We start from the raw sequence: 26,116 nt of genomic DNA, 5'->3' as shown, positions 1-26,116 counted from the left end.
GATGGGGCGCGTTGCGGTGATCGGCGCCGGCGTCATCGGCGTGTCGTCGGCCTATCTTCTCGCCCGGGCGGGGCATGATGTGACGCTTATCGATGCGGCGGGCGAGCCGGGCACGGGGGCGAGTGCCGGCAACGCCGCGCAACTGTCCTGGGCCTACGGTGACGCAATGGCATCGCCAGCCCTGCTGAAGCATCTGCCAGCCATTGCGATGGGGCGCGATCCGGCCATCCGCATCCACTGGCAACTCGACCGGGACTTTCTGCGTTGGGGGCTGAAATTTATTGCCAATACCCCGTTCAGGCGTTGGTGGAACAATACGCAGGACATCCTGCGCCTCGCCGAGCAATCCCGTTACGAACTCGCGATCCTGCTTAAGGAAACCGATGTCGAATTCGATTACCGTGTCGCCGGAAAGCTGCATCTCTACGCCGACCGGCAGAGTTTTGCTGCCGCCCATTCCAGTGTCGTGCGCAAGAATGCCCTTGGCTTCGAACAGCGCCTGCTGACGCGGATGGAGGCGGAAAACATCGAACCGGCGCTTGCCGCGTATCAGGGAGAGATTGCCGGCGCCGTTTATACCCCGGATGATGCCCTCGGCGATGCGGCCGAATTTTGCCGCCAGCTGACCGCCTGGATGATCGGGCGCGGGCAGGTGTCGACGTTTTTCGGCAGAAGGGTTTCGAGCTTTGTCCAAACGGGAGGGGTGCTGACAGGGTTGAGGTTCGAGGATCGCGACGAGCTTCACGTCGACGCCGCCGTTGTCGCCGCAGGACCGCAGATCCGTTCCCTCGTGTCCGATCTGCCCGAGGCCCGGGACATACGCTCCGTCAGAGGCTACTCGCTCACCATTCCAAGATCCGGCCTTGCACCAAGTGTCAGCCTGACAGACGTCAAGCGAAAGCTTGCCTTTGCGGCAATCGGCGACCGTTTTCGTGTTGCCGGACTGGCAGACATCGAGCGTCCCGGAGCCGGTTTTGATGTCGGGCGTTTCGACACGCTCAAGCTGGCCGCGTCCGCAGTGCTGCCCGATCTTTTCGACCGATCGGACGAACTGACGAGATGGTCGGGCGAGAGGCCCATGACTCCGACCTCCAAGCCCATGATCGCCGCCTCCCGACGCATCAAAGGTCTCTACATCAATGCCGGCCACGGCATGTTGGGATGGACGCTCGCATTGGGTTCTGCCCGCCGCGTGGTCGATCTCCTTCGATAAGTCGGTTGTTGGCGCCCGGTGCTCACAGTTGCGGACGCCCACCTGCCGCAGCGTTCCGGCAGATGCGGGGACTTCGCTCAATTCATACCCCTTCACATCCATCGGATCGCTTCGGATCATAAAATCCGGAGCGAAGTGAGTGAGCGCGCGTCACCAATGGAATCTGTGGAATGACCCCTAGCCGAATTTCTCAGTCGTGTCGGCCTTGCCGAACACCCAATAGCCGGATGCCTTGATCCAGCCGAGCGGGCAACCTCGTTCCAGCAGATAGGCGCGGATATCGCGTGTTACCGAGGCTTCCGCCGCGACCCAGATGAAGGTTTCCGGTTGGATATCGACCGTGCTCAACAATTTCAGCAGCGCTGCGGCATCCGTTGCCTGCGAGAGAGGCCGATGCGCCCAGTGGATGTGCAGTTCGACTGATGTCGTGAAGACCTGCTCTTCCAACGGGCCGGTGACGGCTGCGATTGTGGTGATGACGGTTCCGGCACTGCTCTCCTCGATCCGGCGGCCGATTGCCGGCAGTGCCGTTTCGTCGCCGATCAGCAGCCATCGTTTGACTGTCTTCGAAACCACGGCGGAGCCCCTTGGTCCGCCGATCTCGAGCCTGTCGCCGGGGCGCGCGTCGATCGCCCATTGGGTCACGGGGCCTGCCTCGTGCAAGGCGAAGTCGATGGTCAGTCTGCGTTCGGCATTGTCGTAGCGGCGCGGCGTGTAGTCACGGCGTTCTTCCCCGCCATCGGTGGCCGGTACGAAAATCTTGATGTGGTCATCGGGTGCAAGACTGGTGAAGTCGGCGAGATCGCCGCCGGTCAATTCGATGCGGCGCATGCCGGGGGTGATGTCGATGACGCTTTCGACCATCAGGGTGCGCCGTCGCGTGTCGTGGCGGATCCGCTCGATGACAGGGGCGGGTGAAGTCTGTTCTTTGAGTTGATTGTTATCCATGTGTCCTTCCGGGGCTTTGAAGCTCGATCCGCAGGACATAGTCGCGCAGATCGAAGCCGCAAAAGCCGTTCGATCATACGCGTTGAGTGACGTTAACGCTTACGTGGCCGGGTGACCCGACCATTGAGCGCATGATGTAACCGACGCCGGCGGCATGTGCAACGGCAAGGTGGCCAACAAGGGCGATAATTGCCAAAGTTTAACTTTCCGGCGGTGTTTCGGTCGGGCAATGATCATCTGCTCAACGCGCATGAATTTCGTGCAGGCGGTCATGGAGAAGACAATGGGCAGCGGAATCCAGGACGTGCTCGACATCTATCACGCGATGATCGAGACGGAGCATAACAGCCCGCGCGAACTGCCTCCGGGCGGCCGCGACGGAGGACAGGATCAGCGGCTGCGCGCAGTCGGGCCGGAGACTGGGCAGTTCATCAATATCCTCGCCAGGAGCCTCAAGGCGCCGACGATCCTCGAACTCGGCACCTCCTTTGGTTATTCCGGGATATGGCTGGCGGAAGCCGCGCGCGCTTCCGGCGGGCGGCTGATCACCATGGAAATGCACGGTTACAAGTCTGCCTACGCACGCGACATGGCCGTCAGGGCAGGGCTCGCCGAGTATGTGGAATTCAAGGTCGGGGATGCTGTCCAGATGATTGGCGAGCTTTCCTCCGGCATCGACTTCGTGCTGGTGGATCTCTGGAAGGATCTTTACGTTCCCTGCCTCGAAGCCTTCTACCCCAAGCTTAATCCGGGCGCGATGATCGTTGCCGACAACATGCTGCGCCCGGGAGGCGATGATCTCAAACGCTATGGTGAGGCTGTCCGTGCCAAGCCAGGGATATCAAGCGTGCTGCTGCCGGTCGGCAGCGGGCTTGAGGTCAGTCGGTTCGATTGAGGCTGAGGTGAGATTAGCTGTCATTTTGTTTTTTGGTTGCAGAAAAAAAGAAGACACGTTTTAAGCTAATTTCCGACACGTTCCCGATCAAAGCTCTGCGTTATTGCGAGCTTTGGAGATGTGATGTCGGGCATTCTTGTCGCCACCCTTTTGGCAACGGTATCTGCAAAGATTCCAGCCGGGTTTTCCAGCGGTGACGTTCTCTATTCTGATTGCAGCGAGTCCCGGCAGTTTGTCGTCGGGTATGTTGCCGGTTGGTTGGACAAATGGAATAGTGATGAGCAACTCGCTCGTCGCATTTTTACCGAAGCCGCTCCCAGACCCAGCAGGATGGTGAACTCGGCGCATTTTGCAATCGCCGTTGGTGTCAACGTCTGTATCCCAGTCGGAACTACGGCGGAAGCGATCGGCAATACGCTATGCACGTTCCTGGAGGAGAATCCCGGCATACGCGGGGCCACCGGCGACGAGTTGATGACCACCATGGCTCATTATAAATACCACTGCCCGATTCCTTAGGGAGATTCACGCCGGCTTGTTGGCCTCGATGAAACGGCTGAGCGAGGTGGCGGCGTTGAGCATATGGGCGCGCATGCGCCGTGACGCCATCTCGCCGTCGCCTTCGGCGATCGCCTGCATGATGGCCTCGTGTTCGTCGCGGGAGCGGCTCAGCCTTTCGCCCTGGCGCAGTTGCGTGCGTCGGAAGGCGTTCAGGCGGTTGCGGATGGCGATCGCCTGCTCGGCGAGGAAGCCGTTGTGGGTGGCGCGGTAGATGGTCTCGTGGAATTGGCGGTTGAAGCTGTCATAGGCGTCGAAATTTCCGGCTTCGACAATCGGCTCTGAGAGCTCGTGCAGTTCGATCAGGCGGCTGCGCTCCAGCGGCGTCATGCGGTAGGTCGCGAGCCTGACGCAGACGGCCTCGATCTCGGCCACCGTCTCGAACATCTCCATGATGCGCTCCGGCGTCATACGGGCGACGACGCCGCCGCGCCGGGCGCGAAGCTCGACGAGGCCGCCCGCCGCCAGCTGACGCAGCGCTTCGCGAACCGGCGTGCGGGAGGCGCCGAAGCGGTCGGCAAGCTGCTGTTCGTCCAACGCTGCGCCCGCCGCCAGCGTGCCGGCGGCGATCTCGTCCGTCAGGGCGTTGCGAATGCGATCGGAGAGCAAGCCGCGATCATCACCGTCATCCTCGGTTTCGAAACCATTCTCCATTCCGTTATCTCCGATCTGTTTCAACATCGACGGCTCGATCGATTGTGTATGCAAATGCGATTGTGCTTGCCGCTCAGCGTATACACTTATGGCATCACGAAGGTGTTACGTATTCAATAATTGACTTTATATCGAATGGGAATACATAAATCTCCAGCGAGCAGGCTTCTACATACACGAGCCGCTTCAATTACCGAATTTGAATACGACGGGAGCCGCAACGCGACGAGGGCCAGCGCCCGCCGGGCAAAGCGAACCGTTCCGACACGGCATCACAGACCAACCGATTTTGACTTGGCTTCCGTTCTTCGGTCCCGAGCCGACATGCTTTCGATCCTTCAATTCCTGGACGCACAAGGAGCCAGATCATGATGATGAACAGACGGACTTTCTCGGCCGCCCTTGTTGCCGGCGCCGCCGCTTCTCTGCTTGCCACCCGCGGCATGGCCGCGACATCCGCTCCCTTGAAGGCGCGCAACGTCGTGCTGGCGCACGGACTGTTTGCCGACGGCTCGTGCTGGACCGAGGTGATCGCGCGCCTGCAGGTGGCCGGGCTCAATGCCACGGCGGTACAGAACCCGCTGACGACGCTGCCCGAGGCTGTCGCTGCCGTGAAGCGGGTGCTCGACCGACAAGACGGCCCGACGGTTCTCGTTGGGCATTCGTTTTCCGGCATGATGGTCACCGAGGCCGGCGTGCACCCGGATGTTTCGGCGCTCGTCTACGTGGCGGCGCGGGCGCCGGATGCAGGTGAGGATTATACCGCTCTCGCCAAGACCTTCCCAACGCCGCCCGCTTCGGCCGGCATCGTCTTTGACGGTGACGAGGGTCGGCTGAGCGAGGAAGCCTTCCTGCGTGATTTCGCCGGCGACCTGCCGGAGGCGAAGGCGAAAGTTCTTTACGCCGTGCAGCAGCCGTTTCAAAAGGCGCTGCTGACCGGCAAGACGACACAGGCTGCTTGGCGTTCGAAGCCGAGCTGGTATGCCGTCTCGACCGAGGACCGGACGATCAATCCCGATCTCGAACGCTTCATGGCCAAACGCATGGGAGCAAAGACCATTGAAATCCAGGCCAGCCATCTGTCGTTGATCTCCCACCCGGACGAGATCACAAAGCTGATCCTCACGGCGGCGGGGCAGAATAGGGACTGATGCCGAGGCCGGGAAGCGGCAGGGCCGCGGCGGCATCCCTAAAGCGGCGAGGGGCCGCCGCTCCTCTCATATCGGTCGGCGCAGCGGCCTGAACGCTGCTCGAAGCTCGGCGGAGAAGAGCTCCGGCTGCTCCCAGGCGGCGAAGTGGCCGCCCTTGTCGACCTTGTGGAAATAGATAAGGTTGCGATAGGCGCGACGGGCCCATGTCTCAGGGGCCTGGTAGCTCTCCCCAGGAAAGACGGTGATGGCGACCGGAAGCGCGATCTTGGAGGTCTTCTCCCCGGCCGCAAGGACGGGACTGCGCCCGCCGCCATATTCCCAGTAGATCCGGGCCGAGGAAGCGGCGCTGTTGGTCAACCAGTAAAGCGTGATGTCGTCGAGCACCTCGTCGGGAGACTTTTCGGGATCGCTGCTGTCGTAGGTCCAGTGCGTGAAGCCTGGATGACCGAGCGTCCATGCCGCAAGGCCGGCCGGGGAGTCCGATATGGCGTAGCCGATCGTCTGTGGCCTCGTGCCCATCATCGTGGCATAGGACCTGTTCCCCATCTTGGCTGCGGCGCTGAGGGCATCGAACGCCGCGCGTTCCTCGGTGGAGAGTCGCCGCGGCGCCGGCCCGCCCGCGGCGAGCACCGCGGCAACTTCGGGCGGCACGACAGCCGGCAGGTTGATATGGATGCCGAGCAGACCTTGTGGCGCGAGCCGTCCCATTGCGCCGGAGACCGGCGAGCCCCAGTCGCCGCCCTGGGCGACGTAGCTGCTGTAAGCGAGGCGCTTCATCAGTTCCGCCCAGGCCCGCGCGATGCGGTCTGGCCCCCAGCCGGTGCCGGTCGGCTTGCCGGAGAAGCCGTAGCCCGGCATCGACGGAATGACCACGTCGAACGCATCTTCGGCGCGTCCGCCATGAGCGGTCGGATCGGTGAGCGGGCCGATGATCTTGAGGTTCTCGAATACCGATCCCGGCCAGCCATGGGTGATGATGACGGGCAGGGCATTCGGATGTTTCGAGTGGACGTGAATGAAGTGGATGTCTAGGCCGTCGATCTCGGTGATGAACTGCGGCAGCGCGTTCAGCTTCGCTTCCGCCTTTCGCCAGTCGTAGCCGGTGCCCCAATAATCGACGAGCGGCTTGATCTTCTCGAGCTGTATGCCCTGCGTCTGGTCGTCGACCGTCTCGCGTTCGGGCCAGCGTGTTGCCAGCACGCGCCGGCGAAGGTCGAGGAGGTCCGCCTCGGGAGTGTCGACGCGAAACGGGCGGATCGCATCTCCCGTGGCAGCCGATGCCGGATAGGACGGAAACAGGCTGCGCGCGCCCGCGGCGGTGATCCCGATCGCCGCGGTGGTCAGGAACCTGCGCCGGTCGCGGTTCAGGGATTCCGAGCCGGCACTTGTGAGCAGTTTGAAGAGCATGGTCATGGCATTGTCCTTTGAAGCAGACGCCTTGGGCAAGACTTCGATAAGTTCGGCCATCGTCAGAATAGCATGGGCGTAGGTCGGGCCGTTCAGCTTGTGCGCCGCATGCATCATTAGGTGCGAGAAGGCGGCCGTCGCGTCGCTCACCAGGGTCGCGAAATAACCGAGTTCCATGGCGAAGCGGGCGGTGGATTCGATACAGGTATTCCCGCCGGATCATCTCGATGCGAGGCCGGCCGTATTGCGCAGGTGATCGGGATGCGTGCCGCCGCCCATACTTCTCGCCACCATCGCGACGATGGTTTCGAAGAGTTCCTTCTTTGCCTCGCTGGCGGTGATGTCGCCCGACGCGGCGGCATAGGAGAGGGCTTCGGCGGCGCCGAGCATGGCCCAGAGGCCGGCTGCGGCGATCGTGCCGGCACCGGTAAAGGGCGAAAGCGCGATGCGGCATTTCTCGATGAAGGCCGCTTCGTATTCGCGCTTGATCCTTTCGAGTTCCGGCGAGCCGGCAAGTGCTGCGATCACACCGGGGATTTCGCGGCCCTGAAGAAGCACGCAGTCGACATAGGAGGTGGCGATGACTGTGGCCCGGTCGGCGAGCGACGGCTGGCTTGCCGCAAGGGCTGCGTCCATCACAGTCGTCTGGCGGGCGTCGAATTCGCGGTAGAGCGCTGCGAGCAGGCCGGGGCGGGTTTCGAAATGATCATAGACCACTGGTTTCGTTACACCGGCCCGCTCGGAAAGCCGGCCGAGGGTCAGCGCTTCCGTTCCCTCGTCACGGGCGATCTGCCAGGCGACGTCGAGCAACTGGCGATGCCGATCCTGACGCGACAGGCGGCGGCGCGGTTGCGGATCGGTCGGCTGACCTGTTTTTTCGGCGCTTGACATCGCTATATACCAAAAGTAACTTACTGAAAGTAGCTTACCAAAGGTATACAGGCTGCGTCTTCCATCCGCAATCATTCAGCAGGAGTTTTCGCCATGCACGCGCTCATCGTCGTCGCGCATCCCGATCCCCAGTCGCTCACCCACCGCGTCGCCGCCCATCTTGCCGAAGGTGTCACACTTTCCGATGCCGGCCATTCCGTCGAGTTTGCCGATCTCGCGGCCGAGGGCTTCGATCCCCGGTTCACCGCGGCCGATATTGCTCGGCATCTGAGGAAAGGGGTGCTGCCCGCCGACGTTGCCGCCGAGCAGGCAAGGATCGACCGCGCCGATGCGCTGGTGCTCGTCTATCCCGTCTACTGGTGGTCGATGCCGGGGCTTATCAAGGGATGGATCGACCGGGTGTTCACCAATGGCTGGGCTTACGACGATCGCCCGGATACTGGGCTGGTGAAGTTGCTTGGCCGCCTGCCGGTGCATCTGGTCGGCCTCGGCGGCGCCGATGCAGGGACCTATGTGCGGCACGGCTATTTCGGCGCCATGAAGACGCAGATCGATCACGGGATCTTCGACTATTGCGGCGCCCGCGTCGTGACATCGGAGCTGTTGCTCGAAGCCGGACCGAACCATGCGGCCGCCCATCTGGAGACTGCGCGCGCCGTTGGCCGCAGGCTCTTCGACACATCCAGGCGATACGAGGCGACTGACCGCGTAAAGGTGCCCGAGTTCCGGTAAGGTTTATCGGCTGGCTAAGGCAGAGTCTTGCGCCGCCGGCCTTTTCACGAGACAAGCCTTGGATGAGTATTCCGACGACACATCCCTTCGACTTTGATCCGACCTACGGCATGCAGCTCGCAGACCTCCTTGCCGTCAAGCAGCCCGAGGCGCCTGAGGGTTTCGACGATTTCTGGGAGGCGCGTTATCTCAGGGCGCTGACGGTCGATCCGCAGCCGGTGCTGCGCCGGAGCAAAATCAGCCATCCCGACTGGCATGTGCTCGATCTCGTCTATATCTCGACCGGGTCATTCAGGATCGGCGGCTGGCTCATCCTGCCGCGTCAGGGGGAGGTGCGGCGCGGCCTCGTCGTCGGGCATGGTTATGGCGGGCGGGATCGGCCTGAATTCGATCTGCCGGTCAAGGAAACGGCAGTGCTTTTTCCCTGCTGCCGCGGGCTGTCGCTTAGCGCTCGTCCGCCGATCTCGCAGAATCCCTCCTGGCATGTGCTGCACGATATCGACAAGCCTAAATCCTATATCATCGGCGGCTGCGTCGAGGATACCTGGCTTGCCGTCTCGACGCTTGTTGCACTCTATCCCTGGCTTTCAGGGCATATCGGCTATAGCGGCATCAGCTTCGGCGGCGGTATCGGGGCAATGGCGATCGCTTACGACGAGCGCATCGATCGCGGCCATCTGGCGCTGCCAAGTTTCGGGGATCAGCCGTTGCGGCTGACCCTGCCGACAGTCGGCAGCGCGCGATCGGTGCAGGAGTATCATAAGAAACACGCAGATGTGCTTGAGACGCTTCGGCTCTACGATGCGGCAACGGCCGCTTCGCGGATCAAGGTGCCGATGTTGGTTGCCGTTGCGCTGTTCGATCCTTCGGTGGCGCCGCCCTGCCAGTTTGCTGTCGCAAATGCGATGCCGAAATTTAATGAAATCTTCATCCTAGATGCGGGGCATTTCGACTATCCTGGCAGCGCTGAGCAAGAGGCGGTTCTCCGCGACAAGGTGGGACAGTTTTTCAGGGTGCCATGAACCGCGAATATCTGCGCTGGTACAGTCAGCGGCTGCATCGAGACATGGAGATGCTGCTGCATAATTCCTTCAATCGGACTCGATTTAAGGACAAAATTATGCAGCCATTCAAAGTGCTACAGCGTCCTTTGCGTGTCTGAAAAGACGCGCGGCGCTGTAGTGTTCGGCCATGCCGGCGCCAGGGTGCTGGTCTTTCCGACGCGGGACGGGCGCTTCTTCGAATATGAGCAGCTCGGGCTGGTCGCAAGCCTCGCAGACAAGCTGGAGGCGGGCCATCTCCAGCTCTATTGCATCGAGGGCCTGGCGGCCGAGACCTTCTATGCCTTCCACCATCACCCGGCCGAGCGCATCCGCCGGCATGGTGCGCTCGAGGATTACATCCTGAATGAGGTGCTGCCGCTGATGGCGGCGAAGAATTCGCATGACTGCACCATCGTGCATGGCTGCAGCCTCGGCGCCTTCCAGGCGGCAAGCCTGTTCTTTCGCCATCCGCATCTCTTCCGCAAGCTCGTCGCCTTTTCCGGCCGCTACGACCTGACGATGAGGGTGGAATCCTTCGGCGACCTGTTCGATGGCTATTACGACGACAGCGTCTATTTCCACACGCCGACGCATTTTCTGCCCGGGCTCGGCGGCGATTGGAGACTCGCCAGGCTGCGTGAGAGCGACATCATTCTCACCATTGGCGATGCCGACCCTTTCCTCGACAATAACCGCTATCTCAGCCGGTTGCTCGCGGACAAGAACGTCGGCCATCAGTTACATGTCTGGGATGGACGCGCCCACCGCGCCGGCGCATGGCGGAAGATGGCGGCGCTTTATATCTGACACGCTTGGAACGCTGTCACGGCCAATGCAGCGCTGCGGTCGCTACCGGCGCATCCCAGAGCGCGATCTCCTCGTCGGTCAGTAAGGCAAGGGTGACGGACAGTCCCTGCATGTCGAGCGAGGTGACGTAGGTTCCGACCAGTGAGCGCTCGATCGGGATGCCTCTTTCCTCGATGAAACGGCGGGCGCCGTTATAGGCGAGGTAGAGTTCGGCGGGCGGCGTGCCGCCGAGGCCGTTGACGAAGAGCAACGCCTTGGCGCCTGGCGCTGCCGCGATGTCGCCGGCGATGGTCTGGCAGAGATGGCCGATGATGGTGTCGGAGGCGGCGAAGGGCTGCCTGGCATGGCCGGGTTCGCCATGGATGCCGACGCCAATCTCCATTTCGTCGGGTCCGAGCGAAAATGTGGTGCGCTCGGTCTGCGGCACAGTCACGCCATTCAGCGCCACACCCATTGAGCGGATGCGCGTATTCAAACCTTCCCCAAGCTGCTTCAATGCGGAAAGTGTCATGCCGCGTTCGGCCGCAGCGCCGAGGATCTTTTCGACGACCAGCGTTCCGGCGACGCCGCGTCGGCCTCTGCCTTCGCCGATCTTCGATGTTTCGATATCGTCACTGACGACCACCATGTCGAGGCTGTGGCGATCTCCGGCCATTTCAATCGCCATTTCGAAATTCATCAGGTCGCCGTCGTAATTCTTGACCACGAGCAGGCAGCCGGCGCCGGTATCGGTCTCTTCGATCGCGGCGATGATCTGACTCGGCGTCGGCGAGGTGAAGATATGGCCGACGCAGGCGGCGTCCAGCATGCCGTGTCCGACGAAGCCGATATGCATCGGCTCATGGCCGGCGCCGCCGCCTGATATAAGCGCCACCTTGCCAGGGGGGAGATGGCGGCGGCGGATGCATCTGCGCTCAGGCCCGAACACCACGAAGGCCTCATGGGCGCGCACGAAGCCTTCGACGCTTTCGGCGACCATGGTTTCCGCAGTGTTCATGAACTTCTTCATCGAGCCTCTCCCAAGGCCAAAAGCGTTACGTTACGTCAACCAGCTTACTCGTCATTCCGCACCCGATATCGCGACGATTTTCTGCACCAGATCTGAGATCGCCTCTTCCAGCAGGCGGTTTTTCCTGTCGTCGCCGAAGTCGGGCACCATCAGCGACAGGTGCCGCAATTTCTCGGAATGGCCGAGGTCCGGCAGCTTGCCGGGATGGGCGGCTTGATAGGCTTCGAGAAAGCGCTCCTGTTCGGCAGCGCTGAAATGGCAGACGCGGACGATCGTCGCGAGATGGCGCGCCGGCAGCGGCGTTGCATAGGTCGGGCTGGTGATCTGGGTGACGAAGCTGCGATGTTTTCCAAGCGCCGTCGCCAGTCGCTGGCGCGTGCCCGATGGCCTGTTGTCGATGATCTGCGCCAGAATGGACTTGTAGGTGATAATGGCGTCTTCGATGTCTTCGCGCGCCATCCTACTCTCCGGCTGCCCTTGTGCCATCGGCATTGAGGCCGATGATCGCCGATCTTATCGCGGGACGCCGGGCCGGCGCCACGGAAAAATGCCGGAGGCCGGCGGCGAGCAGCCTGGGCAGATAGCTGGGATCTCCGGCCATGTCGCCACAGATACTGACTGGCTTGCCGGCGGAAAGCTTCACCGCCTGGGCGAGCAGCCGGAGCACGGCGGGTGCAGCCTTGCCGGCATCGGCGTCCATATCGTCGCGGGCGGAGGCGGCGAGATATTGGGTGAGGTCGTTGGTTCCGAACGAGAAGAAAGCCGCCGACCCGAAGGCGTCGAGCATCAAGGCGGCTGATGGTACCTCCACCATCATGCCGATCGGCGGCATTCGGTGGGGCAGGGCACGGCGGCCCAGCTTTTCGGCTTCCTCGCGGAATATCTCGCGCATCCTGTCGACCTCGTCGGGAAACGTCACCATCGGCAGCATCACCGACAGCCTGCCGAAGACAGCGGCGCGCAACAGGGCGCGGGCCTGGACGCGGGCGATTTCCGGCCGGGCAAGCAGCAGCCGGATGCCGCGCAGGCCCGAGGCGAGAGCCGGCAGGTCTTCCAGGCCGGCGAGCGGCTTGTCGCCGCCGATATCGAGCATTCTTATGATCACCGGCCTGTCGCCCGCCTGCTCCAGCACGCGGCGATAGATTGCCAGCTGTCGTTCCTCATTGGCAGCATCGGCGACCGAGGCAACTGAAAATTCCGAGCGCATCAGGCCGACGCCCGCCGTTGCCGGATCGAGCGCATCGATCTCGGCGGGATCGTTGATATTGATGGAGAGCAGGATCGGCACGCCGTCCGCCGTGCGCAGCTCACTGCTGCCAGTTTGCGTGTCGCTGGCAGGTGCTTGTGCCGGTGCCGGGATCAGCATGCCGCCGGCCTTCAGGACGACCGCACCGGCGTCGCCATCCACGCGAACGGGATCTCCATCCGCTGCCGAAAAGCGACCCGTGCCGACCACCATCGGCACCGATTTCGCCCGGGCAAGCAGGGCGACATGGCCGGCGGTGCTGCCTGCAAACAGCGCGATGCCGCCGCCTTTCGACCAGTCATGGGCGAGAAAGCGGCTCGGCTCCATATCCTTGCCAACGAAGACCGAGCCAGGCGGGAAATCGGCGATCGGGGTGCCGGCGAGCGCCCCGAGCACGCGGTTCTTGATGTCGAGAATATCGACGGCGCGTGCCCGCATCTGCTCCTCGTCGGCCGCTTCGAGTTCACCGATATAGGCGTCGAGGGTGGCGACCCAGGCGAAGACGACATTCTCGTCGGCCTCCATGCGCGCGCCCGTCGCTTCCGCGATCGTCGGATCGCGCAGCACCTCGATCTGGAAATCGATGATATCCCGGCTTTCGGCATCGGCTCCATCGGCAAGGTGCTCGAGTTCGCCGATCGAGATGTCGATCGCCTTCTCCAGCGCGCTGTATCCACCGACGGCTCGGGATGCAGGGGCGGCGTCCGGCCGCTCGGCAAGAAAGGCCGGGCCAGATGCGATGCCCGGGGATGCGCTCTTCGCTTTCAGTCTAAGCGGTTCGGCCATGTTTCTTTTCCTCATCGAAGTTGCGCTCGATGAGTTCCTTCAGCGCGCGGATCGCCTCTTCGGCGAGAATGCCGTCGGCGCGGATCCTGAGGATCGACCCTTTTCGGATTCTCGCACCCATGATCTTGATGATGCTCTTGCCGTTCAGCCAGACGTCGCTGCCGTTGACAGCGATCTCGATCGAACAGGGGAAGGACTTGGCAAGCCGCGTGAAGGTGACGGAGGGGCGGGCATGCAGCCCGACACCGTGCTTGACTTCCACCTCCGTCTGGCAATTCACGTGCAATGGGTCGGGCTCCTGTTTTTCACTACGCAATCCGCTCGTCATCAGGGGGACAGTTCCTCGGCTGTGGCGACGACTTTGGCCAGCGACGCGCCCCCCGACGCCTCGGCAGCGGCGATGACGGCGCCTTCAACCAAAGGCGCGTTGCAGATGGAGACGAGGGCCGCGCGGGGAAGGCCCAGCATTTCGATCGCCATCTCGCTGTTGGTCTCGGCGCCACCGAGATCGACGAAGACGGCGACGCCGGCATCGGACCATGCGGCCTCGATCGCTCTCAGGATGCCGCCGGCATCGGTGCCGAGGTCGCCGTGGACGTTGCCACCCGACCAGGCGAGCGGCACGCAGTCGCCGACCATCTGCCGCACCATGTCGGCGATCCCCCTTGCCACCAGCGGCGAGTGGGAGACGATCACGATACCCACATTTGCGGTCTTTCCATTCATTGCGGACGGTGCTCCCCGAGATAGCGGCAGATCGCCGTGGTCAGCAGCGCGCAGCTCGACGCGCCGGGATCGACATGACCGATGGAGCGGTCGCCGAGATAGGCCGCGCGCCCGCGCATTGCCTTCATGTCAGCAGTGCGGTTGGCGGAACGCTCGGCCCTGCGGGCGATTGCGCCGAGCGGCGAGCGGCTGGCAAGTGCCGCATGCACGGGATAGAGCACGTCGAGCAGGGTTTTGTCGCCGGCATGCGCGCGACCGCGTCTGGCCACGGCATCGATCGCCTGTTTCAGCACCTGCGAAAAATCGGCCTTTTCATCACTTTTGCGAAGCTCGCGGCCGATCTCCATCAGCAGCGTGCCGTAGAGAGGCCCGGCGGCACCGCCGACATTCATCACCAGCGTCAGGCCGATCTTTTCCATGGCGTCGGGAAAGGGGAGGCTGGACAGGCTTTCGCCTTCGGCGCTCACTGCCTCGCAGCCGCGCCGCATGTTGGTTCCGTGATCGCCATCGCCGATGGCGCGATCGAGCGCGCAGAGATGATCGCTGTTTGCCGCGATCGTCGCGCGGCACACTTCGATCAATCCTGCCACAAGCACCGGTTCCGCCTGCACTGCCGTCCTCCCTGTCGCCGCGCCTCCTGCGGGCATTTGAATTTCACGCCGGTCAGGCGAGGCTTGCCGCCACGCCGAACGCGCCGGCAACCGCGACGGCGCCGGGATCGGCGACACCCGCCAGATCCCTTTCGCCGACATAGGAGGCGCGTCCGGCTTTCGCCTTCATCATCGTCTTCGTCGACTCCGCACCCGCTGCCGCAGCTCTTGCCGCGGCGGCGACATCGCCGGATGCGAGCGCCTGTAGGGCAGGCGACAACGCATCGACCATCGTCCGGTCGCCGACTCCGGCTCCGCCATAGAACGTCATCCTGTCAAGCCCGGCAAGAAGGGCTGCTGATATATCGGCTTTGTCAGCCATCGCCTTTGCCGCGGCGGTGAAGAAGATCGACAGCAGCACGCCGCTCGATCCGCCCATGCTGGTGCCGAGGATATCGCCGAGCGAGGCAAGCGTTGCCGCCGGCCGGTCGAGCGGCAGCGTGTCGAGGCGGGCAAGCACACTGCGGGCGCCTGAGGCCACCGTCGAGCCGGTATCGCCGTCGCCGACGCGCCCGTCCAGCCGGTTGAGTTCGCTTTCCTGCGAGATCAGATGCTCGCAGAGCGCCGTGATGAGGCGCCGGTTGCGATCATTTTCTCCGGCCTTGCCGTTGGCGCCGTTCAATCCGGCTGATGTTCTCGGTGCGGCGACGATCCTGATCTCGTGACGTTCGACGGCCGGCATCCAGGCGTGCGGCTCGACCGCTGCCGTCAGCGCCGCCTCGCGCTCGGCATCCAGCCGGATCAGCGACAGCGAGAAACCGTTCATGTTGAGCGCGGTCATCATAGGTGCCGGGCCGATGATCAGCCGGACGCGGCGGCCAAGCGGCGAGGACAGCACTGCATTGGCGATGACGGTCATTTCTAGCGGCGGCACGGCGCCGAGATTGTTGATGAGAAGGGCGTGGCTTCCCCCTTCACGCAGCGTTGGCGACAGGCGTGCCGCCATGGTGGCGACGATATCGGTGACCGGCTGCAGCGCGATGCGCTCGACGCCAGGCTCGCCATGGATGCCGAGGCCGAGCTCGCCTTCGCCCGCGCCGAGACGGTCTTCATGCGCCTGGCCGGGCACGCTGCAGGTGGACAGCGACATGCCGAGCGAGACGATGTCGCCGGCTGCTGCCGCGGCATGGGCCGCGACCGTCTTCAGATCCTCGCCTCGTTCGGCGTGATGGCCAGCGATCTTGTGAACGAATAGCGTGCCAGCCACGCCGCGCGGCTGATTGATGCCGGGGATGGCGATATCGTCGGCGACGATGACCATCTCGACGTCGAAGCCCTCGGCGCGCGCCTTTTCGGCGGCAAGGCCGAAATTCAGCCGGTCGCCGGTATAGTTCTTGACGATCAGCAGGGCGCCCTTCGGGCCGGCGACGGCGCGGATCGCCGTCAGCACGGCATCGACGCTCGGCGAGGCGAAAATCTCGCCGGATACGGCCGCCGTCAGCATGCCCTTGCCGACAAAGCCGGCATGGGATGGCTCATGGCCGGCGCCGCCGCCGGAGATGATCGCCACCTTCGACTTGTCCCAGTCCGCGCGCAGGATCACCTTGATGTCGGGAAAGCTGTCGAGGCGGGCGAGACGGCCATTGCTGCTCGTCAGAAGCAGACCGTCCAAGGCTTCGGTGACGATGTTTTCCCTGCGGTTGAAGAAATGTTTCATCGATTGAGACCCGTCTGTTTGTTTTTCATGCCATCATCATGTCTGTTTGCCGGTCAGGAAAGGCGCTGTCCACGCGCGTCGAAATAAAGCGGATCGCGCAATGTCAGGCTGATCCGGTCTCCCGGCGCGATCGCCAGATATGGATCCGCAAGTGTGACGAGCTTGTGATTGCCAGCCCTGATATGCAGATGGTTCTGGTCGCCGAGATGTTCGATCCAGTCGATCTCGGCATTGGCATCCTTGCCGACAATGATGTCGAGATGTTCGGTGCGGGCGCCGATGGTCTTCGTGCCGGGCGGCGGCTGGCCGCCCGGGAGCAGGTCCGCAGGCAGTAGGTTGATGTGCGGCTGGCCGAGGCGGGCGGCGACATGCAGGTTGGCGGGATTGCCGTAGATCTCGCGCGGTGTTCCCACTTGCATCAAGCGACCCTCGGCGACGATGCCGATCCGGTCGGCCATGGTCATGGCTTCCACCTGGTCGTGGGTGACATAGAGCAGCGTCGAGCCGAGTTCCTTCTGGATACGCTTCAGCTCCAGGCGCAGTTCGGCGCGCAGCTTGGCGTCGAGCGAGGACAAAGGTTCATCCATCAGGTAGATCGCCGGCCGGCGCACCAATGCCCGTCCGATCGCGACACGCTGCATCTCGCCGCCGGAAAGCCTGGTCGAGCGGTTTTCCAGCTTGTGGTCGATCCTGACCATGCGGGCGACCTCGCGGACGCGGCGGTCGATCTCCTCGGTGCTGAGTTTGCGGACCGGCGCCTTCAGCGGGAAAGCAAGGTTCTCGTAAACCGTCATGTGCGGATAGAGCGAATATTGCTGGAAGACGAAGGCGACGTCGCGTTCGGCGGGGGCTTCGGCGGCGACATTGCGGCCGCCGATTTCGATGCGGCCGCTATCGGGCTTTTCGAGGCCGGCGATCAGCCGCAGCGTCGTGGTTTTGCCGGCACCGGTCGGGCCGAGCAACACGACGAACTCACCGTCGCGGATCGAAAGATCGAGATCGGCCAGAGCCTGGGTGTCGCCGAAGCGCTTGGCAAGGTTCCTGAGGACGACATCAGCCATGCCGGGTCTCCTGATAGAGCGAGGATGGCACCGCACGGCCCGATGTGCAGTCGAAGAGCGCGAGTTTCGCCGGATTGAATTCCAGGCCGACCCTCTCGCCGATCTGGAAGCTGCGATTGGCGGGAACGCGGGCCTTGATCAGCCCGCCCGGGGTTTCCACAGCCACGACCTGATTGGTGCCGAGATATTCGCTGCCATAGACGGCGCCGCGGAGCCGCGAGGCGTCGCTGAAGCGGATATGCTCCGGCCGCACACCGAGCGCCAGCTCGCTTTCGGCCATGTCCTGATGGATCTCGGGAACGGCGACATCGACGCCGTCGAGCAGGATGGAGCGGTCGCCGCTCTTCAGACCCGAGGTGAAACGCATGAAGTTCATCGGCGGCGAGCCGATGAAATCGGCGACATACATGGTCGCCGGCTTTGCATAGATCTCCTGCGGCGTGCCGAACTGCTCGATGACGCCGTGGTTCATGACGGCGATCTTGTCGGCCATCGCCATTGCCTCGTGCTGGTCGTGAGTGACGTAGACGGTGGTCGCGTGGATGCGGTTGTGCAGTTCGCGCAATTCGTGGACCATGATCTCGCGGAACTCGGCGTCGAGCGTGCCGAGCGGCTCGTCCATCAGGAAGCATTTCGGACGCCGGACGATGGCGCGGCCGAGCGCCACGCGCTGCCGGTCGCCGCCGGCAAGGCCGGAGACCGAGCGGTTGAGAATATGATCGATCTGCAGCAGGCGGGCGGTCTCTTCCACGCGTTGACGGATTTCGGCCTTGGCCATGCCCTGCGACAGCAGCGGGAAGCCGATATTCCTACGCACGTTCATATGTGGGTAGAGCGCGAAGAGCTGGAAGACGAAGGCGATGTCGCGGGCGCTGGCGCGGTTGAAGGTGACGTCCTCGCCGTCGAGATAGATCTTGCCGCTGCTTGGCAGCTCGAGGCCGGCGATCATGCGCAGCGTGGTGGTCTTGCCGCAGCCGGAAGGTCCGAGCAGCGCCAGGAACTCGCCGTCATGGACGGTGAAGCTGGAATCCTGAACGGCGACGAAACTGCCGAATTCCTTGCGGAGATTTTCGATCCGGATGTCCGCCATGGTTTACTCCGGGAATTTCGAAACGATGATGAACATGACGGTGCCTGCAAGCAGGGTCACCAGCGAATAGGTGTAGAGCACCAGCAGGAAGGGCTGGAACAGCATCAGGAAGCCCAACCCGATCAGCACGGTCGCGATGGTTTCCATCGGGCCGCGGCGCAGGAAGAACGGCCGTTTCTGGCGAGCGGGCGCAGGTGTTTCGATCAGATGGCTCATTTGCGGACGGCTCCGAAGGTGATGCCGCGCAGCAGCTGCTTGCGCAGGAGAATGGTGAAGACGAGGATCGGGATCAGGAAGATCGTCGTGCCGGCGGCGACCGCCGGCCAGTCCTGCCCGCCTTCGCCGATGATCGTCGGGATGAAGGGCGGCGCGGTCTGGGCCTCGCCCGAGGTCAGAAGGGCGGCGAAGGCATATTCGTTCCAGGCGAAGATCAGGCAGAAGATCGCGGTGGCGGCAATGCCCGTCGTCGCCTGCGGCAGTACGACCTTGCGGAAGGCCTGCAGTCTTGTATAGCCGTCGATCATCGCCGCTTCCTCGTATTCGCGCGGGATTTCGTCGATGAAACCCTTGAGCAGCCAGACGGCGAGCGAGACGTTGACGGCGGTGTAGAGCAGGATCATGCCGAGCGCCGTGTCCGACAGGCCGAGCTCGCGGTACATCAGGTAGATCGGGATGGCGACGGCGATCGGCGGCATCATGCGCGTCGACAGGATGAAGAACAGCAGGTCGTCGGCGAGCGGCACCTTGAAGCGGGAGAAGCCATAGGCGGCGAGCGTGCCGAGAAAGACCGCAAGGAAGGTGGAGCCGAAGGCGATCACCAGCGAATTGACGAAGCGCGGCACGAAGTTCGACGGGCCGGCGATCACCATGTTGCGCCTGCGCGTTACCTCGTCACAGGCGCCGACCGGCGCCGGCAGCGAGGCGATATAATCAGGCGTCTGCCGGGTGCGCGTGGTGAACAGGTTGCAATAGCCTTCGAGCGACGGCGTGAAGACGATCTTCGGGGGATAGCTGATCGAATCCGGCGGTGACTTGATGCTGGTCAGGAAGATCCAGACGAGCGGGATGAGGGTGATCAGCGCATAGATGACGACGATGGTGCCGGCGATGCGCTTGCTGGACAGGCTCGGTTCGACGACCGAATGGGCTGAGTTGGCGGCGCTCATCGTTGTTTCACCTTGTTCAGTGCCTTGACGTAGATGTTGGCGAGACCGAACACCGCGACGAAGAGGATGATGGCAAAGGCCGAGGCCCGGCCGGTCGCCCAGCTTTCGAAGGCGGCGCGTTTCAGCGTGATCGAGGCGACCTCAGTGACTGAGCCCGGCCCGCCGCCGGTGAGCAGCGTCACCATGTCGAACATCTTGAAATTCTCGATGCCGCGGAAGAGCACGGCGAGCATGATGAAGGGCAGGGCCATCGGCACGGTGATCGACCAGAACTGGCGCCACGGCGAAGCGCGGTCGACCTCGGCAGCCTCATAGATATAGTCGGGGATGGAGCGCAGGCCGGCGAGGCAGATCAGCATCACATAGGGCGTCCACATCCAGGTATCGACGATGATAATCGCCCAGGGCGCCAGAGAGACATTACCGAGCATCTGAATATCCGATGTCGGGATGCCAGACACCATCGACACGGCATAGGCGAAGAGGCCGATCTGAGGCTCGTAGAGAAAGCGCCAGAAATTGCCGACCACGGCAGGCGACAGCATCATCGGGATCAGGATGATCGTCGTCCAGAAGGCATGGCCGCGAAACTTGCGGTCGATCAGATAGGCGAGCGTGAAGCCGATCACCGTCTGCAGCACGATCGTCCAGAAAACGAAATGCGCGGTGGTCTGCATCGCCTGCCAGATATCGGGATCGTTGAGGACGCGCTGGTAATTTCCAAGGCCAACGCCCTGGACCGGCGCATTCGGCCGGTTGGCGCGGTAATTGGTGAAGGAGAGGTAGACCGCCCAAAGCAGCGGAAAGATGTTGATCGCCAGCAGCAAGGTGATAGCCGGCGCGATGAACAGCCAGGCGATCGCCCTGTCGGAGAGGCCGCGGACGCGCCGGGCGACCGAGACGGGCGCCGCCCTTGCTGTCGCATCGGCTGTTTTCTCGACGATCGAGGAAGGGGAAATAGTCAAGTTTTCACCCGGTCTTTTGGGATATGGGAAATTTGGCGGCCCGGCTCGTCTGCCGATCCGGGCCGCCATCCTGAGGATGGCACGCATCAGGGATGCCGCGCGCTAGATCTTGCCGTCGTCCTTGAAGACGTCGCTCCAGTCCTTCACCAGACCGTCGAGCGCTTCCTTGGCGGTGCCATTGCCGGCGACCACGTAGTTATGGACGCGCTTCTGCATGGCCTGCAGCAGCGAGGCGTAGCTCGGCTCGGCCCAGAAGTCCTTGACGATGGCCATCGAGTCCAGAAAGGCCTGGGCATAGGGCTGGCTCTTGGCAAAGCCTGGCGCATTGACGACGGAGTTCAGGCAGGAAAAACCGCCGAGTTCCCACCATTTGGCCTGCACATCGGGCTGTGCGAACCACTTGATGTATTGCAGGGCAGCATCGCGCTTGTCGGAGTAGGAGACCACCGAGATGCCCTGGCCGCCGAGCTGGGCGAAGTGCGCCTTTTCAGCCGGATTGGGGAAGAAGCCGATCCTGTCGCCACCGACCTTCTCGTCCTTGTAAAGGCCGGGCCAAGTGAAGGCGAAGTTCATCTGCATGGCGACCTGGCCGGATTTGAAGGCATCGGCGGATTCGACCATATAGACGTTGGAGCTGCCGGGCGGTGTGCAGCAATCATAAAGGGACTTGTAGAATTCGAGGCCCTTGACCGCGTCGGCCGAGTTGACGAAGCCTTCCATGTCATAGGGCTTTTTCGGGTTTTCGTACTGGAAGCCCCAGTCGTAGAGGACGTTGGTCACGCCCATGGTGATGCCTTCGGAGCCGCGCTCGGTATAGATCGAGGCGCCGTAGACGGTCTTGCCGTCGATCTCACGCTTCTGGAAGAACTCGGCGATTTGCTTCAGCTCATCGTAGGTCTTCGGCGCTGCGAGATCCCGGCCGTATTTCGCCTTGAATTCCTTCTGCAGTTCCGGCTTTTCGAACCAGTCCTTGCGGTAGGTCCAGCCGACGACGTCGCCCATGGCGGGCAGCGCCCAGTAGTTCGGCGTGTTCTTCGGCCATTCCGAGTAGCCGACGACGGTCGCCGGCACGAAGTCATCCATCTTGATGCCTTCCTTGTCGAAGAAGTCGTTGAGCTTGACATAGTGGCCGTTCTCGGCCGAGCCGCCGATCCACTGGCTGTCGCCGATGATGAGGTCGCAGAGCTTGCCATGGGAATTCAGCTCGTTGAGGAAGCGGTCGGCATAACTCGTCCAGGGAACGAATTCGAATTTCATCTGCGTGCCGGACTTGGCGGTGAAATCCTTCGACAGCTCGACGAGCGCATTGGCGGGGTCCCATGCGGCCCAGCACAGCGTCAGTTCATCGGCTTTGGCGAGATTGGGCAATGCCGACGACATGACGAATGCCGTGGCCAGCCCCAAAAGGGCTTTCGATGTTTTCTGCATAAGTTCCTCCCAGAACCAAAAGCCGGCTCCCCGCCGGCGTCGCATGTTCACCCACTTCAGAGAATGCTCACATGAACTCCTCAATCATCATGTTTAGCAATATGTTTAGTGATATCTATTTTTATAAACATTGCAAGCCTCAATCGTTGCTGCAATGCGACAAGCGTGGCGCCACATGGGCGGATATTTTTGGGAGCCGATCTATTCGGCCGATCTCGAAAAATTCTTTGGCGAGCGTACCGATGCAGCGACATCTGGCCTCGCTGCGACATGGATCGCACGGTATGGACTGCGCGCCGCTCCTGCTTTTCCCCGGAGCGGATCAAGCTTGGCCTCGCTTCGGCGGGGCCTTTTTCTTGAATCTTTTCTTTAGCTGCCCGTAATCCGGATGCATCGGGAATATTCCTGCGCAGTGCGAGATTTAGCCTTTCCGCCCGGCTGCAACGGGCGTATTCAGCCAGTGCGCGGCTTTCCATGTCCGCGCTCCCCGCGCGGCAGATCTCCGATCGACTTCTTCCTGTTTCCCTGCCGCGTCATCCGGAATTTCTATTGGCAGATCCATGACCACGGCAGAGACGAGCGAGAATGGGCAAGAGGCGGCGAGCGGCCGCCAGGCGAAGATCGTGGCGCTGGTCGTTGCCGTTTCCTTCTTCATGCAGATCCTCGACGGCACGATCGTCACCACCTCGCTGCCGCAGATGGCGGCTAGCTTCGGCGTGCAGCCGGTATCGATGAGCATCGGCATCACCGTCTACATGCTGACGATGGCCGCCTTCATTCCGCTGTCGGGCTGGCTCGGCGATCGGTTCGGTGCGCGCCGTATCTTCCTGATGTCGATTGCCGTCTTTACCGGCGCCTCGCTGTTTTGCGGGCTGTCCGGCAGCCTTGCGGAATTCGTCCTGTGGCGCGCCGTGCAGGGGGCGGGCAGCGCGCTGATGACGCCGGTCGGGCGTATCATCGTGCTGAAAAACGCCCGCAAGTCGGAACTGGTCAAGGCGATCGCACTGATCACCTGGCCGGCGCTGACGGCGCCGGTGATCGGCCCAGTGCTCGGCGGCTTCATCACCACCTATGCCAGCTGGCACTGGAACTTCCTCATCAACATCCCGATCGGCATTCTCGGCATCGCGCTGGTGCTGCGTTTCGTGCCGGAGCAGCGCGAGACCAATCCCGGCCGGCTGGATCTCATCGGCTTCGTCCTTAGTGCTGCGGGCCTGACCTTCCTGCTCGCCGCCCTCGAACTCTCGGTCAAATGGGAGAGCGGGCTTTTGCCCGTCATATCAATGCTGGCGGCGGGCATCGTACTGTCGGTCATGGCGACGCGGCATTTCCTCGCCGTCGACAACCCGCTGCTCGACCTTTCGGCTTTCCGCATCCAGACCTTCTCGATGTCGACGCTGTCGGCGGGCACGGCCTGCCGGATGGCGATCAATGCGACGCCGTTCCTGCTGCCTCTGCTGTTCCAGCTCGGCTTCGGTCTGAGCTCGATTGCCGCCGGCACCTATCTACTCGTTTATTTCCTCGGCAATTTCAGCATGAAGGCGGTGACGACGCCGCTGCTGCGCTTCTTCGGCTTTCGCTCGGTGCTTGGGGTCAACGGGCTGATCGCGGCGCTTTCGATCGCCGCCTGCGGTTTCCTTTCGCCGGAGACGCCGCCGTTTTTCATCCATACGCTGCTCTTTCTCGCCGGCCTGTCGCGGTCGATGGAATTCACCGCGCTGAACACGTTGGCCTTCGCCGATATCGGCCCGGCGCAGCGAAGCTCGGCCTCTACGCTGTCGAGCATGCTGCAGCAGGTATCGATGCTGCTCGGCGTGGCGGTGGCGGCGGCCGTGCTCAACATCGGCTCGGCTCTCAGGGGCGCCGACAATCCCGTTCTTGCCGACTTCCGCTGGGCTTTCGTCGCGGTCGGTGCGATCGGCATCGTCTCGTCGCTGCGCTTTATGCAATTGCCGGCAGAGGCAGGGGCCGAAGTATCCGGCCATCGGAAATTCCAGAAAAATTAGCTTATTGGCGGAACCAATCGAGTCGCTCAGCGTTCACGCATTTCATTTCAGGTTTTTCGTTTCCCATCTCTTTCAAAGGCTTCCATGGGGAACCTCTCCAGGCCAAGGTCATGTTCTAAAAATGCCGGATTCCCGACATCCTCCTTCCGTGCCGACTGCGACAAGAGCGAGGGATAACCGCTGTTTACCCCAGACGGCCAATGCAATACGACATTCCCATGCGGACGACTCGGACGCTTGCGGGCGGTCGTCGCTGCGAGAGAACGCCGGGAGACTGAATGAGCAATTCTAGCGGCGATGCGGATGCCCTGATCCACATCCTCTATGTCGACGACGACGAGGGGCTTGCCCTACTGATGCAGAAAAACCTGCGTCGGTGTGGCTTTTCGGTCGAGTGGGCCGAGAGCGGCGCTGCCGGCCTTGCGAGACTTGGCGAAGGCGGTATCGACGCCGTCGTGCTCGATCATATCCTGGCCGGCGAGACCGGCCTCGACATTCTGCCCTGCATCACGGCGATGCCGGATCATCCGCCAGTGATCTATGCGACGGGTTCGGACGATACCAGCATCGCGGTCGCGGCGCTGAAGGCCGGCGCCGACGATTACATGCTCAAGGGGATCTCAGCCGATTATTTCGACCTGCTCGCGGCCGCGCTCGAACAGGTGCTGGAGCGGGCGCGTTTTCGCCGCGAGACGGCGCAGGCGCAGGAGGTGATCCGCCAGCAGCGCGACCTTGCCGAAATGCTGCTTGCCGAGGTCAATCACCGCATCGCCAACAGCCTCGGCCTCGTCGGCGCGCTGATCCGCATGCAATCCTCGATGACCAAAGACCAGGTGGCGATCGATGCGCTGCACGAAACGCAGATGCGCATCAACGCCATCGCCAGCGTGCACCGCAGGCTCTACACCAACCGGCAGGTCGGCTCGGTGCAGGTCGACGAATATCTGAACAGCCTGCTCACCGAACTCGAAGCCTCGATGCGCGACGACAAGCGGCCGCATCGGATCGTGCTCACCGCGCAGCCGGTCAACCTGGCGACCGACAAGGTGATCACGCTCGGGCTGATCGTCAGCGAGCTCGTCACCAATGCCTTCAAATATGCCTATCCGGACAGCGTGCCGGGCGAGATCCGCGTCATCGTCGACCAGACGGACGAGGCATTGCGCGTCATCGTCGAGGATGACGGCGCCGGTTTCGATCCGTCGAGCCCGGCCCGGGGGACCGGCCTTGGTACACGCATTCTGACGGCCATGGCCGCCAGCTTGAAATCGGATTTCGCCTATGACCCCGGCCATGACGGAACCAAGGCGACGCTGGTGTTCTCGTTGCATGAGGGGAAGTAGGGTATTCCCCGTTCAGTGCTGAGTTTGTCGCCATGCGGAACGCCGTTTCTTCTATTATTACAATAGCTTGCTGACGATACATCAAGAAACATGACGCTAGGGGAGGAACATGGCGACGATCCGCACACCGAAGGAAGTCTATGATTTCTGGTTCGTCAGATGCGGCCGGGAGCTGTGGTTCCGCGCGACGCCTGACCTCGATGCAGAGATCAGCACGGTCTTTCGCGATACTCATCTGGCCCTTGCCGCGGATGTTGGCGCCGAATGGCGGGCGGATGCGGAGAGCCGGCTGGCGGCTGTCATCGTGCTCGACCAATTTCCTCGCAACATCTATCGCGGCACGCCGCTTGCCGTTGCGACCGACGGGCTGGCGCTTCGCGAAGCCAAACTCGCGCTGGCATCCGGCGCCGACCGGGTGGTGGAGGCCGCATGCCGTACCTTCTTCTACTTGCCGTTCGAACATGCCGAAGACCTTGGCGAACAGGAACGATCGGTGGCGTTGTTTACCGCCCTCGGCGATGAAGAATATCTCGATTATGCGATCCGCCACCGCGACGTGATCGCTGCCTATGGCCGTTTTCCGCACCGCAATGCCATGCTTGGGCGGGAGTCGACGGCTGGGGAGCGCGACTATCTTTCCAAGCCCGGCGCCGGTTTCTAGGCCTTTCCAGGGAGCTTCCGCCT

Annotated in this window: 28 protein-coding genes; 10 read left to right on the top strand and 18 right to left on the bottom strand. The window is 62.6% G+C overall.

Annotated elements, in window-relative coordinates:
• The first annotated feature begins 1 nt into the window (after position 1).
• Complete coding sequence (locus tag U5G49_RS12245) at positions 2 to 1,213, top strand: FAD-dependent oxidoreductase (RefSeq protein WP_193446583.1); 1,212 nt, start codon at positions 2 to 4, stop codon at positions 1,211 to 1,213.
• 177 nt (positions 1,214 to 1,390) lie between these two features.
• Here U5G49_RS12245 and U5G49_RS12240 read toward each other — a convergent pair whose 3' ends face one another.
• On the bottom strand, positions 1,391 to 2,161 hold the full coding sequence (locus U5G49_RS12240; protein ID WP_193446582.1) for a siderophore-interacting protein: 771 nt from the start codon (positions 2,159 to 2,161) through the stop codon (positions 1,391 to 1,393).
• 283 nt (positions 2,162 to 2,444) lie between these two features.
• On the opposite strand from U5G49_RS12240, the gene U5G49_RS12235 reads away from it, so the two are divergent.
• Together U5G49_RS12235 and U5G49_RS12230 are read left to right on the top strand one after the other, a co-directional pair.
• On the top strand, positions 2,445 to 3,056 hold the full coding sequence (locus U5G49_RS12235) for an O-methyltransferase (RefSeq protein WP_193446581.1): 612 nt from the start codon (positions 2,445 to 2,447) through the stop codon (positions 3,054 to 3,056).
• Positions 3,057 to 3,179: 123 nt separating this feature from the next.
• Complete coding sequence (locus tag U5G49_RS12230) at positions 3,180 to 3,575, top strand: hypothetical protein (RefSeq protein ID WP_018242463.1); 396 nt, start codon at positions 3,180 to 3,182, stop codon at positions 3,573 to 3,575.
• Positions 3,576 to 3,581: 6 nt separating this feature from the next.
• Here U5G49_RS12230 and U5G49_RS12225 read toward each other — a convergent pair whose 3' ends face one another.
• Positions 3,582 to 4,268 carry a GntR family transcriptional regulator gene (locus tag U5G49_RS12225; protein ID WP_193446580.1) on the bottom strand — a complete coding sequence of 229 codons (687 nt, stop codon included), beginning with the start codon at positions 4,266 to 4,268 and terminating at the stop codon, positions 3,582 to 3,584.
• A gap of 368 nt (positions 4,269 to 4,636) precedes the next feature.
• Between U5G49_RS12225 and U5G49_RS12220 the strand changes: the two genes are divergently transcribed.
• The gene (locus U5G49_RS12220) at positions 4,637 to 5,419 is read left to right on the top strand and encodes an alpha/beta fold hydrolase (protein ID WP_193446579.1); all 783 of its coding nucleotides are present in this window, start codon (positions 4,637 to 4,639) and stop codon (positions 5,417 to 5,419) included.
• A gap of 66 nt (positions 5,420 to 5,485) precedes the next feature.
• Here U5G49_RS12220 and U5G49_RS12215 read toward each other — a convergent pair whose 3' ends face one another.
• A complete protein-coding gene (locus U5G49_RS12215) occupies positions 5,486 to 7,003 on the bottom strand; it encodes an epoxide hydrolase family protein (protein ID WP_193446578.1) in 1,518 nt (505 codons plus the stop codon).
• 42 nt (positions 7,004 to 7,045) lie between these two features.
• Entirely contained in the window at positions 7,046 to 7,717 is a 672-nt protein-coding gene (locus tag U5G49_RS12210; RefSeq protein WP_193446577.1) for a TetR/AcrR family transcriptional regulator, read from the bottom strand.
• 93 nt (positions 7,718 to 7,810) lie between these two features.
• Between U5G49_RS12210 and U5G49_RS12205 the strand changes: the two genes are divergently transcribed.
• From U5G49_RS12205 to U5G49_RS12195, 3 genes are all read left to right on the top strand, one after another.
• A complete protein-coding gene (locus U5G49_RS12205) occupies positions 7,811 to 8,449 on the top strand; it encodes an NAD(P)H-dependent oxidoreductase (protein ID WP_168319297.1) in 639 nt (212 codons plus the stop codon).
• Positions 8,450 to 8,511: 62 nt separating this feature from the next.
• A complete protein-coding gene (locus U5G49_RS12200; protein WP_193446576.1) occupies positions 8,512 to 9,471 on the top strand; it encodes an acetylxylan esterase in 960 nt (319 codons plus the stop codon).
• Positions 9,472 to 9,603: 132 nt separating this feature from the next.
• A complete protein-coding gene (locus U5G49_RS12195) occupies positions 9,604 to 10,299 on the top strand; it encodes an esterase family protein (protein ID WP_193446575.1) in 696 nt (231 codons plus the stop codon).
• Between the two features lie 16 nt (positions 10,300 to 10,315).
• Here the strand turns inward: U5G49_RS12195 and U5G49_RS12190 are convergent, their stop codons facing one another.
• From U5G49_RS12190 to U5G49_RS12125, 14 genes are all read right to left on the bottom strand, one after another.
• Complete coding sequence (locus tag U5G49_RS12190; protein WP_193446574.1) at positions 10,316 to 11,308, bottom strand: dihydroxyacetone kinase subunit DhaK; 993 nt, start codon at positions 11,306 to 11,308, stop codon at positions 10,316 to 10,318.
• 51 nt (positions 11,309 to 11,359) lie between these two features.
• Positions 11,360 to 11,767 (bottom strand): hypothetical protein, encoded by a 408-nt coding sequence (locus U5G49_RS12185; protein ID WP_028733135.1) that lies wholly within the window; start codon positions 11,765 to 11,767, stop codon positions 11,360 to 11,362.
• A 1-nt stretch (position 11,768) separates the two neighbouring features.
• Positions 11,769 to 13,340, bottom strand: coding sequence for a putative PEP-binding protein (locus U5G49_RS12180; protein ID WP_193446573.1), 1,572 nt, complete (start codon positions 13,338 to 13,340; stop codon positions 11,769 to 11,771).
• Positions 13,324 to 13,668, bottom strand: coding sequence for an HPr family phosphocarrier protein (locus U5G49_RS12175; protein WP_026230806.1), 345 nt, complete (start codon positions 13,666 to 13,668; stop codon positions 13,324 to 13,326). The genes U5G49_RS12180 and U5G49_RS12175 overlap by 17 nt, the downstream gene beginning before the upstream one ends.
• Positions 13,668 to 14,066: a dihydroxyacetone kinase phosphoryl donor subunit DhaM gene (gene dhaM / locus U5G49_RS12170; RefSeq protein ID WP_018242452.1), complete on the bottom strand. Its 399-nt coding sequence runs from the start codon at positions 14,064 to 14,066 to the stop codon at positions 13,668 to 13,670. The genes U5G49_RS12175 and dhaM overlap by 1 nt, the downstream gene beginning before the upstream one ends.
• Positions 14,063 to 14,713: a dihydroxyacetone kinase subunit DhaL gene (gene dhaL, locus U5G49_RS12165; RefSeq protein WP_193446572.1), complete on the bottom strand. Its 651-nt coding sequence runs from the start codon at positions 14,711 to 14,713 to the stop codon at positions 14,063 to 14,065. Before dhaL ends, dhaM begins: the two co-directional genes overlap by 4 nt.
• Before the next feature lie 16 nt (positions 14,714 to 14,729).
• Positions 14,730 to 16,373, bottom strand: coding sequence for a dihydroxyacetone kinase subunit DhaK (locus tag U5G49_RS12160; RefSeq protein WP_193446571.1), 1,644 nt, complete (start codon positions 16,371 to 16,373; stop codon positions 14,730 to 14,732).
• A gap of 53 nt (positions 16,374 to 16,426) precedes the next feature.
• A complete protein-coding gene (locus tag U5G49_RS12155) occupies positions 16,427 to 17,434 on the bottom strand; it encodes an ABC transporter ATP-binding protein (RefSeq protein WP_193446570.1) in 1,008 nt (335 codons plus the stop codon).
• Entirely contained in the window at positions 17,427 to 18,524 is a 1,098-nt protein-coding gene (locus U5G49_RS12150) for an ABC transporter ATP-binding protein (RefSeq protein WP_028733129.1), read from the bottom strand. The genes U5G49_RS12155 and U5G49_RS12150 overlap by 8 nt, the downstream gene beginning before the upstream one ends.
• A 3-nt stretch (positions 18,525 to 18,527) precedes the next feature.
• Positions 18,528 to 18,740, bottom strand: a complete 213-nt coding sequence (locus U5G49_RS12145) for a hypothetical protein (RefSeq protein WP_047621006.1) — start codon at positions 18,738 to 18,740, stop codon at positions 18,528 to 18,530.
• The gene (locus U5G49_RS12140; RefSeq protein WP_193446569.1) at positions 18,737 to 19,690 is read right to left on the bottom strand and encodes a carbohydrate ABC transporter permease; all 954 of its coding nucleotides are present in this window, start codon (positions 19,688 to 19,690) and stop codon (positions 18,737 to 18,739) included. Before U5G49_RS12140 ends, U5G49_RS12145 begins: the two co-directional genes overlap by 4 nt.
• Complete coding sequence (locus U5G49_RS12135; protein ID WP_193446568.1) at positions 19,687 to 20,655, bottom strand: carbohydrate ABC transporter permease; 969 nt, start codon at positions 20,653 to 20,655, stop codon at positions 19,687 to 19,689. Before U5G49_RS12135 ends, U5G49_RS12140 begins: the two co-directional genes overlap by 4 nt.
• Positions 20,656 to 20,757: 102 nt before the next feature.
• Positions 20,758 to 22,083, bottom strand: coding sequence for an ABC transporter substrate-binding protein (locus U5G49_RS12130; RefSeq protein WP_193446567.1), 1,326 nt, complete (start codon positions 22,081 to 22,083; stop codon positions 20,758 to 20,760).
• 80 nt (positions 22,084 to 22,163) lie between these two features.
• Positions 22,164 to 22,559: a hypothetical protein gene (locus tag U5G49_RS12125; RefSeq protein WP_193446566.1), complete on the bottom strand. Its 396-nt coding sequence runs from the start codon at positions 22,557 to 22,559 to the stop codon at positions 22,164 to 22,166.
• 84 nt (positions 22,560 to 22,643) lie between these two features.
• Here U5G49_RS12125 and U5G49_RS12120 point away from each other — a divergent pair, with 84 nt between their 5' ends.
• The 3 genes from U5G49_RS12120 (at position 22,644) to U5G49_RS12110 (ending at position 26,093) form a co-directional block, all read left to right on the top strand.
• On the top strand, positions 22,644 to 24,089 hold the full coding sequence (locus U5G49_RS12120) for an MFS transporter (protein WP_193446565.1): 1,446 nt from the start codon (positions 22,644 to 22,646) through the stop codon (positions 24,087 to 24,089).
• 278 nt (positions 24,090 to 24,367) lie between these two features.
• On the top strand, positions 24,368 to 25,432 hold the full coding sequence (locus U5G49_RS12115; protein WP_193446564.1) for a histidine kinase dimerization/phosphoacceptor domain -containing protein: 1,065 nt from the start codon (positions 24,368 to 24,370) through the stop codon (positions 25,430 to 25,432).
• Between the two features lie 109 nt (positions 25,433 to 25,541).
• Positions 25,542 to 26,093, top strand: a complete 552-nt coding sequence (locus U5G49_RS12110; RefSeq protein WP_193446563.1) for a DUF924 family protein — start codon at positions 25,542 to 25,544, stop codon at positions 26,091 to 26,093.
• The last annotated feature ends 23 nt before the right edge of the window (positions 26,094 to 26,116 follow it).

The organism is Rhizobium indigoferae, assembly GCF_034554815.1.
GTDB classification, from domain to species: Bacteria; Pseudomonadota; Alphaproteobacteria; order Rhizobiales; family Rhizobiaceae; genus Rhizobium; species Rhizobium leguminosarum.
This window is presented reverse-complemented; position numbering and strand designations above follow the sequence as displayed.

Coding starts and splice junctions, on each gene's coding strand:
- U5G49_RS12235 (WP_193446581.1), top strand. CDS start 2,445: ATGGGCAGCGGAATCCAGGACGTGCTCGACATCTATCACGCGATGATC.
- U5G49_RS12230 (WP_018242463.1), top strand. CDS start 3,180: ATGTCGGGCATTCTTGTCGCCACCCTTTTGGCAACGGTATCTGCAAAG.
- U5G49_RS12225 (WP_193446580.1), bottom strand. CDS start 4,268: ATGGAGAATGGTTTCGAAACCGAGGATGACGGTGATGATCGCGGCTTG.
- dhaM (WP_018242452.1), bottom strand. CDS start 14,066: ATGAATGGAAAGACCGCAAATGTGGGTATCGTGATCGTCTCCCACTCG.
- U5G49_RS12200 (WP_193446576.1), top strand. CDS start 8,512: ATGAGTATTCCGACGACACATCCCTTCGACTTTGATCCGACCTACGGC.
- U5G49_RS12190 (WP_193446574.1), bottom strand. CDS start 11,308: ATGAAGAAGTTCATGAACACTGCGGAAACCATGGTCGCCGAAAGCGTC.
- U5G49_RS12175 (WP_026230806.1), bottom strand. CDS start 13,668: ATGACGAGCGGATTGCGTAGTGAAAAACAGGAGCCCGACCCATTGCAC.
- U5G49_RS12220 (WP_193446579.1), top strand. CDS start 4,637: ATGATGATGAACAGACGGACTTTCTCGGCCGCCCTTGTTGCCGGCGCC.
- U5G49_RS12245 (WP_193446583.1), top strand. CDS start 2: ATGGGGCGCGTTGCGGTGATCGGCGCCGGCGTCATCGGCGTGTCGTCG.
- U5G49_RS12160 (WP_193446571.1), bottom strand. CDS start 16,373: ATGAAACATTTCTTCAACCGCAGGGAAAACATCGTCACCGAAGCCTTG.
- U5G49_RS12180 (WP_193446573.1), bottom strand. CDS start 13,340: ATGGCCGAACCGCTTAGACTGAAAGCGAAGAGCGCATCCCCGGGCATC.
- U5G49_RS12240 (WP_193446582.1), bottom strand. CDS start 2,161: ATGGATAACAATCAACTCAAAGAACAGACTTCACCCGCCCCTGTCATC.
- U5G49_RS12115 (WP_193446564.1), top strand. CDS start 24,368: ATGAGCAATTCTAGCGGCGATGCGGATGCCCTGATCCACATCCTCTAT.
- dhaL (WP_193446572.1), bottom strand. CDS start 14,713: ATGCCCGCAGGAGGCGCGGCGACAGGGAGGACGGCAGTGCAGGCGGAA.
- U5G49_RS12130 (WP_193446567.1), bottom strand. CDS start 22,083: ATGCAGAAAACATCGAAAGCCCTTTTGGGGCTGGCCACGGCATTCGTC.
- U5G49_RS12185 (WP_028733135.1), bottom strand. CDS start 11,767: ATGGCGCGCGAAGACATCGAAGACGCCATTATCACCTACAAGTCCATT.
- U5G49_RS12125 (WP_193446566.1), bottom strand. CDS start 22,559: ATGGAAAGCCGCGCACTGGCTGAATACGCCCGTTGCAGCCGGGCGGAA.
- U5G49_RS12145 (WP_047621006.1), bottom strand. CDS start 18,740: ATGAGCCATCTGATCGAAACACCTGCGCCCGCTCGCCAGAAACGGCCG.
- U5G49_RS12120 (WP_193446565.1), top strand. CDS start 22,644: ATGACCACGGCAGAGACGAGCGAGAATGGGCAAGAGGCGGCGAGCGGC.
- U5G49_RS12150 (WP_028733129.1), bottom strand. CDS start 18,524: ATGGCGGACATCCGGATCGAAAATCTCCGCAAGGAATTCGGCAGTTTC.
- U5G49_RS12140 (WP_193446569.1), bottom strand. CDS start 19,690: ATGAGCGCCGCCAACTCAGCCCATTCGGTCGTCGAACCGAGCCTGTCC.
- U5G49_RS12155 (WP_193446570.1), bottom strand. CDS start 17,434: ATGGCTGATGTCGTCCTCAGGAACCTTGCCAAGCGCTTCGGCGACACC.
- U5G49_RS12205 (WP_168319297.1), top strand. CDS start 7,811: ATGCACGCGCTCATCGTCGTCGCGCATCCCGATCCCCAGTCGCTCACC.
- U5G49_RS12210 (WP_193446577.1), bottom strand. CDS start 7,717: ATGTCAAGCGCCGAAAAAACAGGTCAGCCGACCGATCCGCAACCGCGC.
- U5G49_RS12215 (WP_193446578.1), bottom strand. CDS start 7,003: ATGGAACTCGGTTATTTCGCGACCCTGGTGAGCGACGCGACGGCCGCC.
- U5G49_RS12110 (WP_193446563.1), top strand. CDS start 25,542: ATGGCGACGATCCGCACACCGAAGGAAGTCTATGATTTCTGGTTCGTC.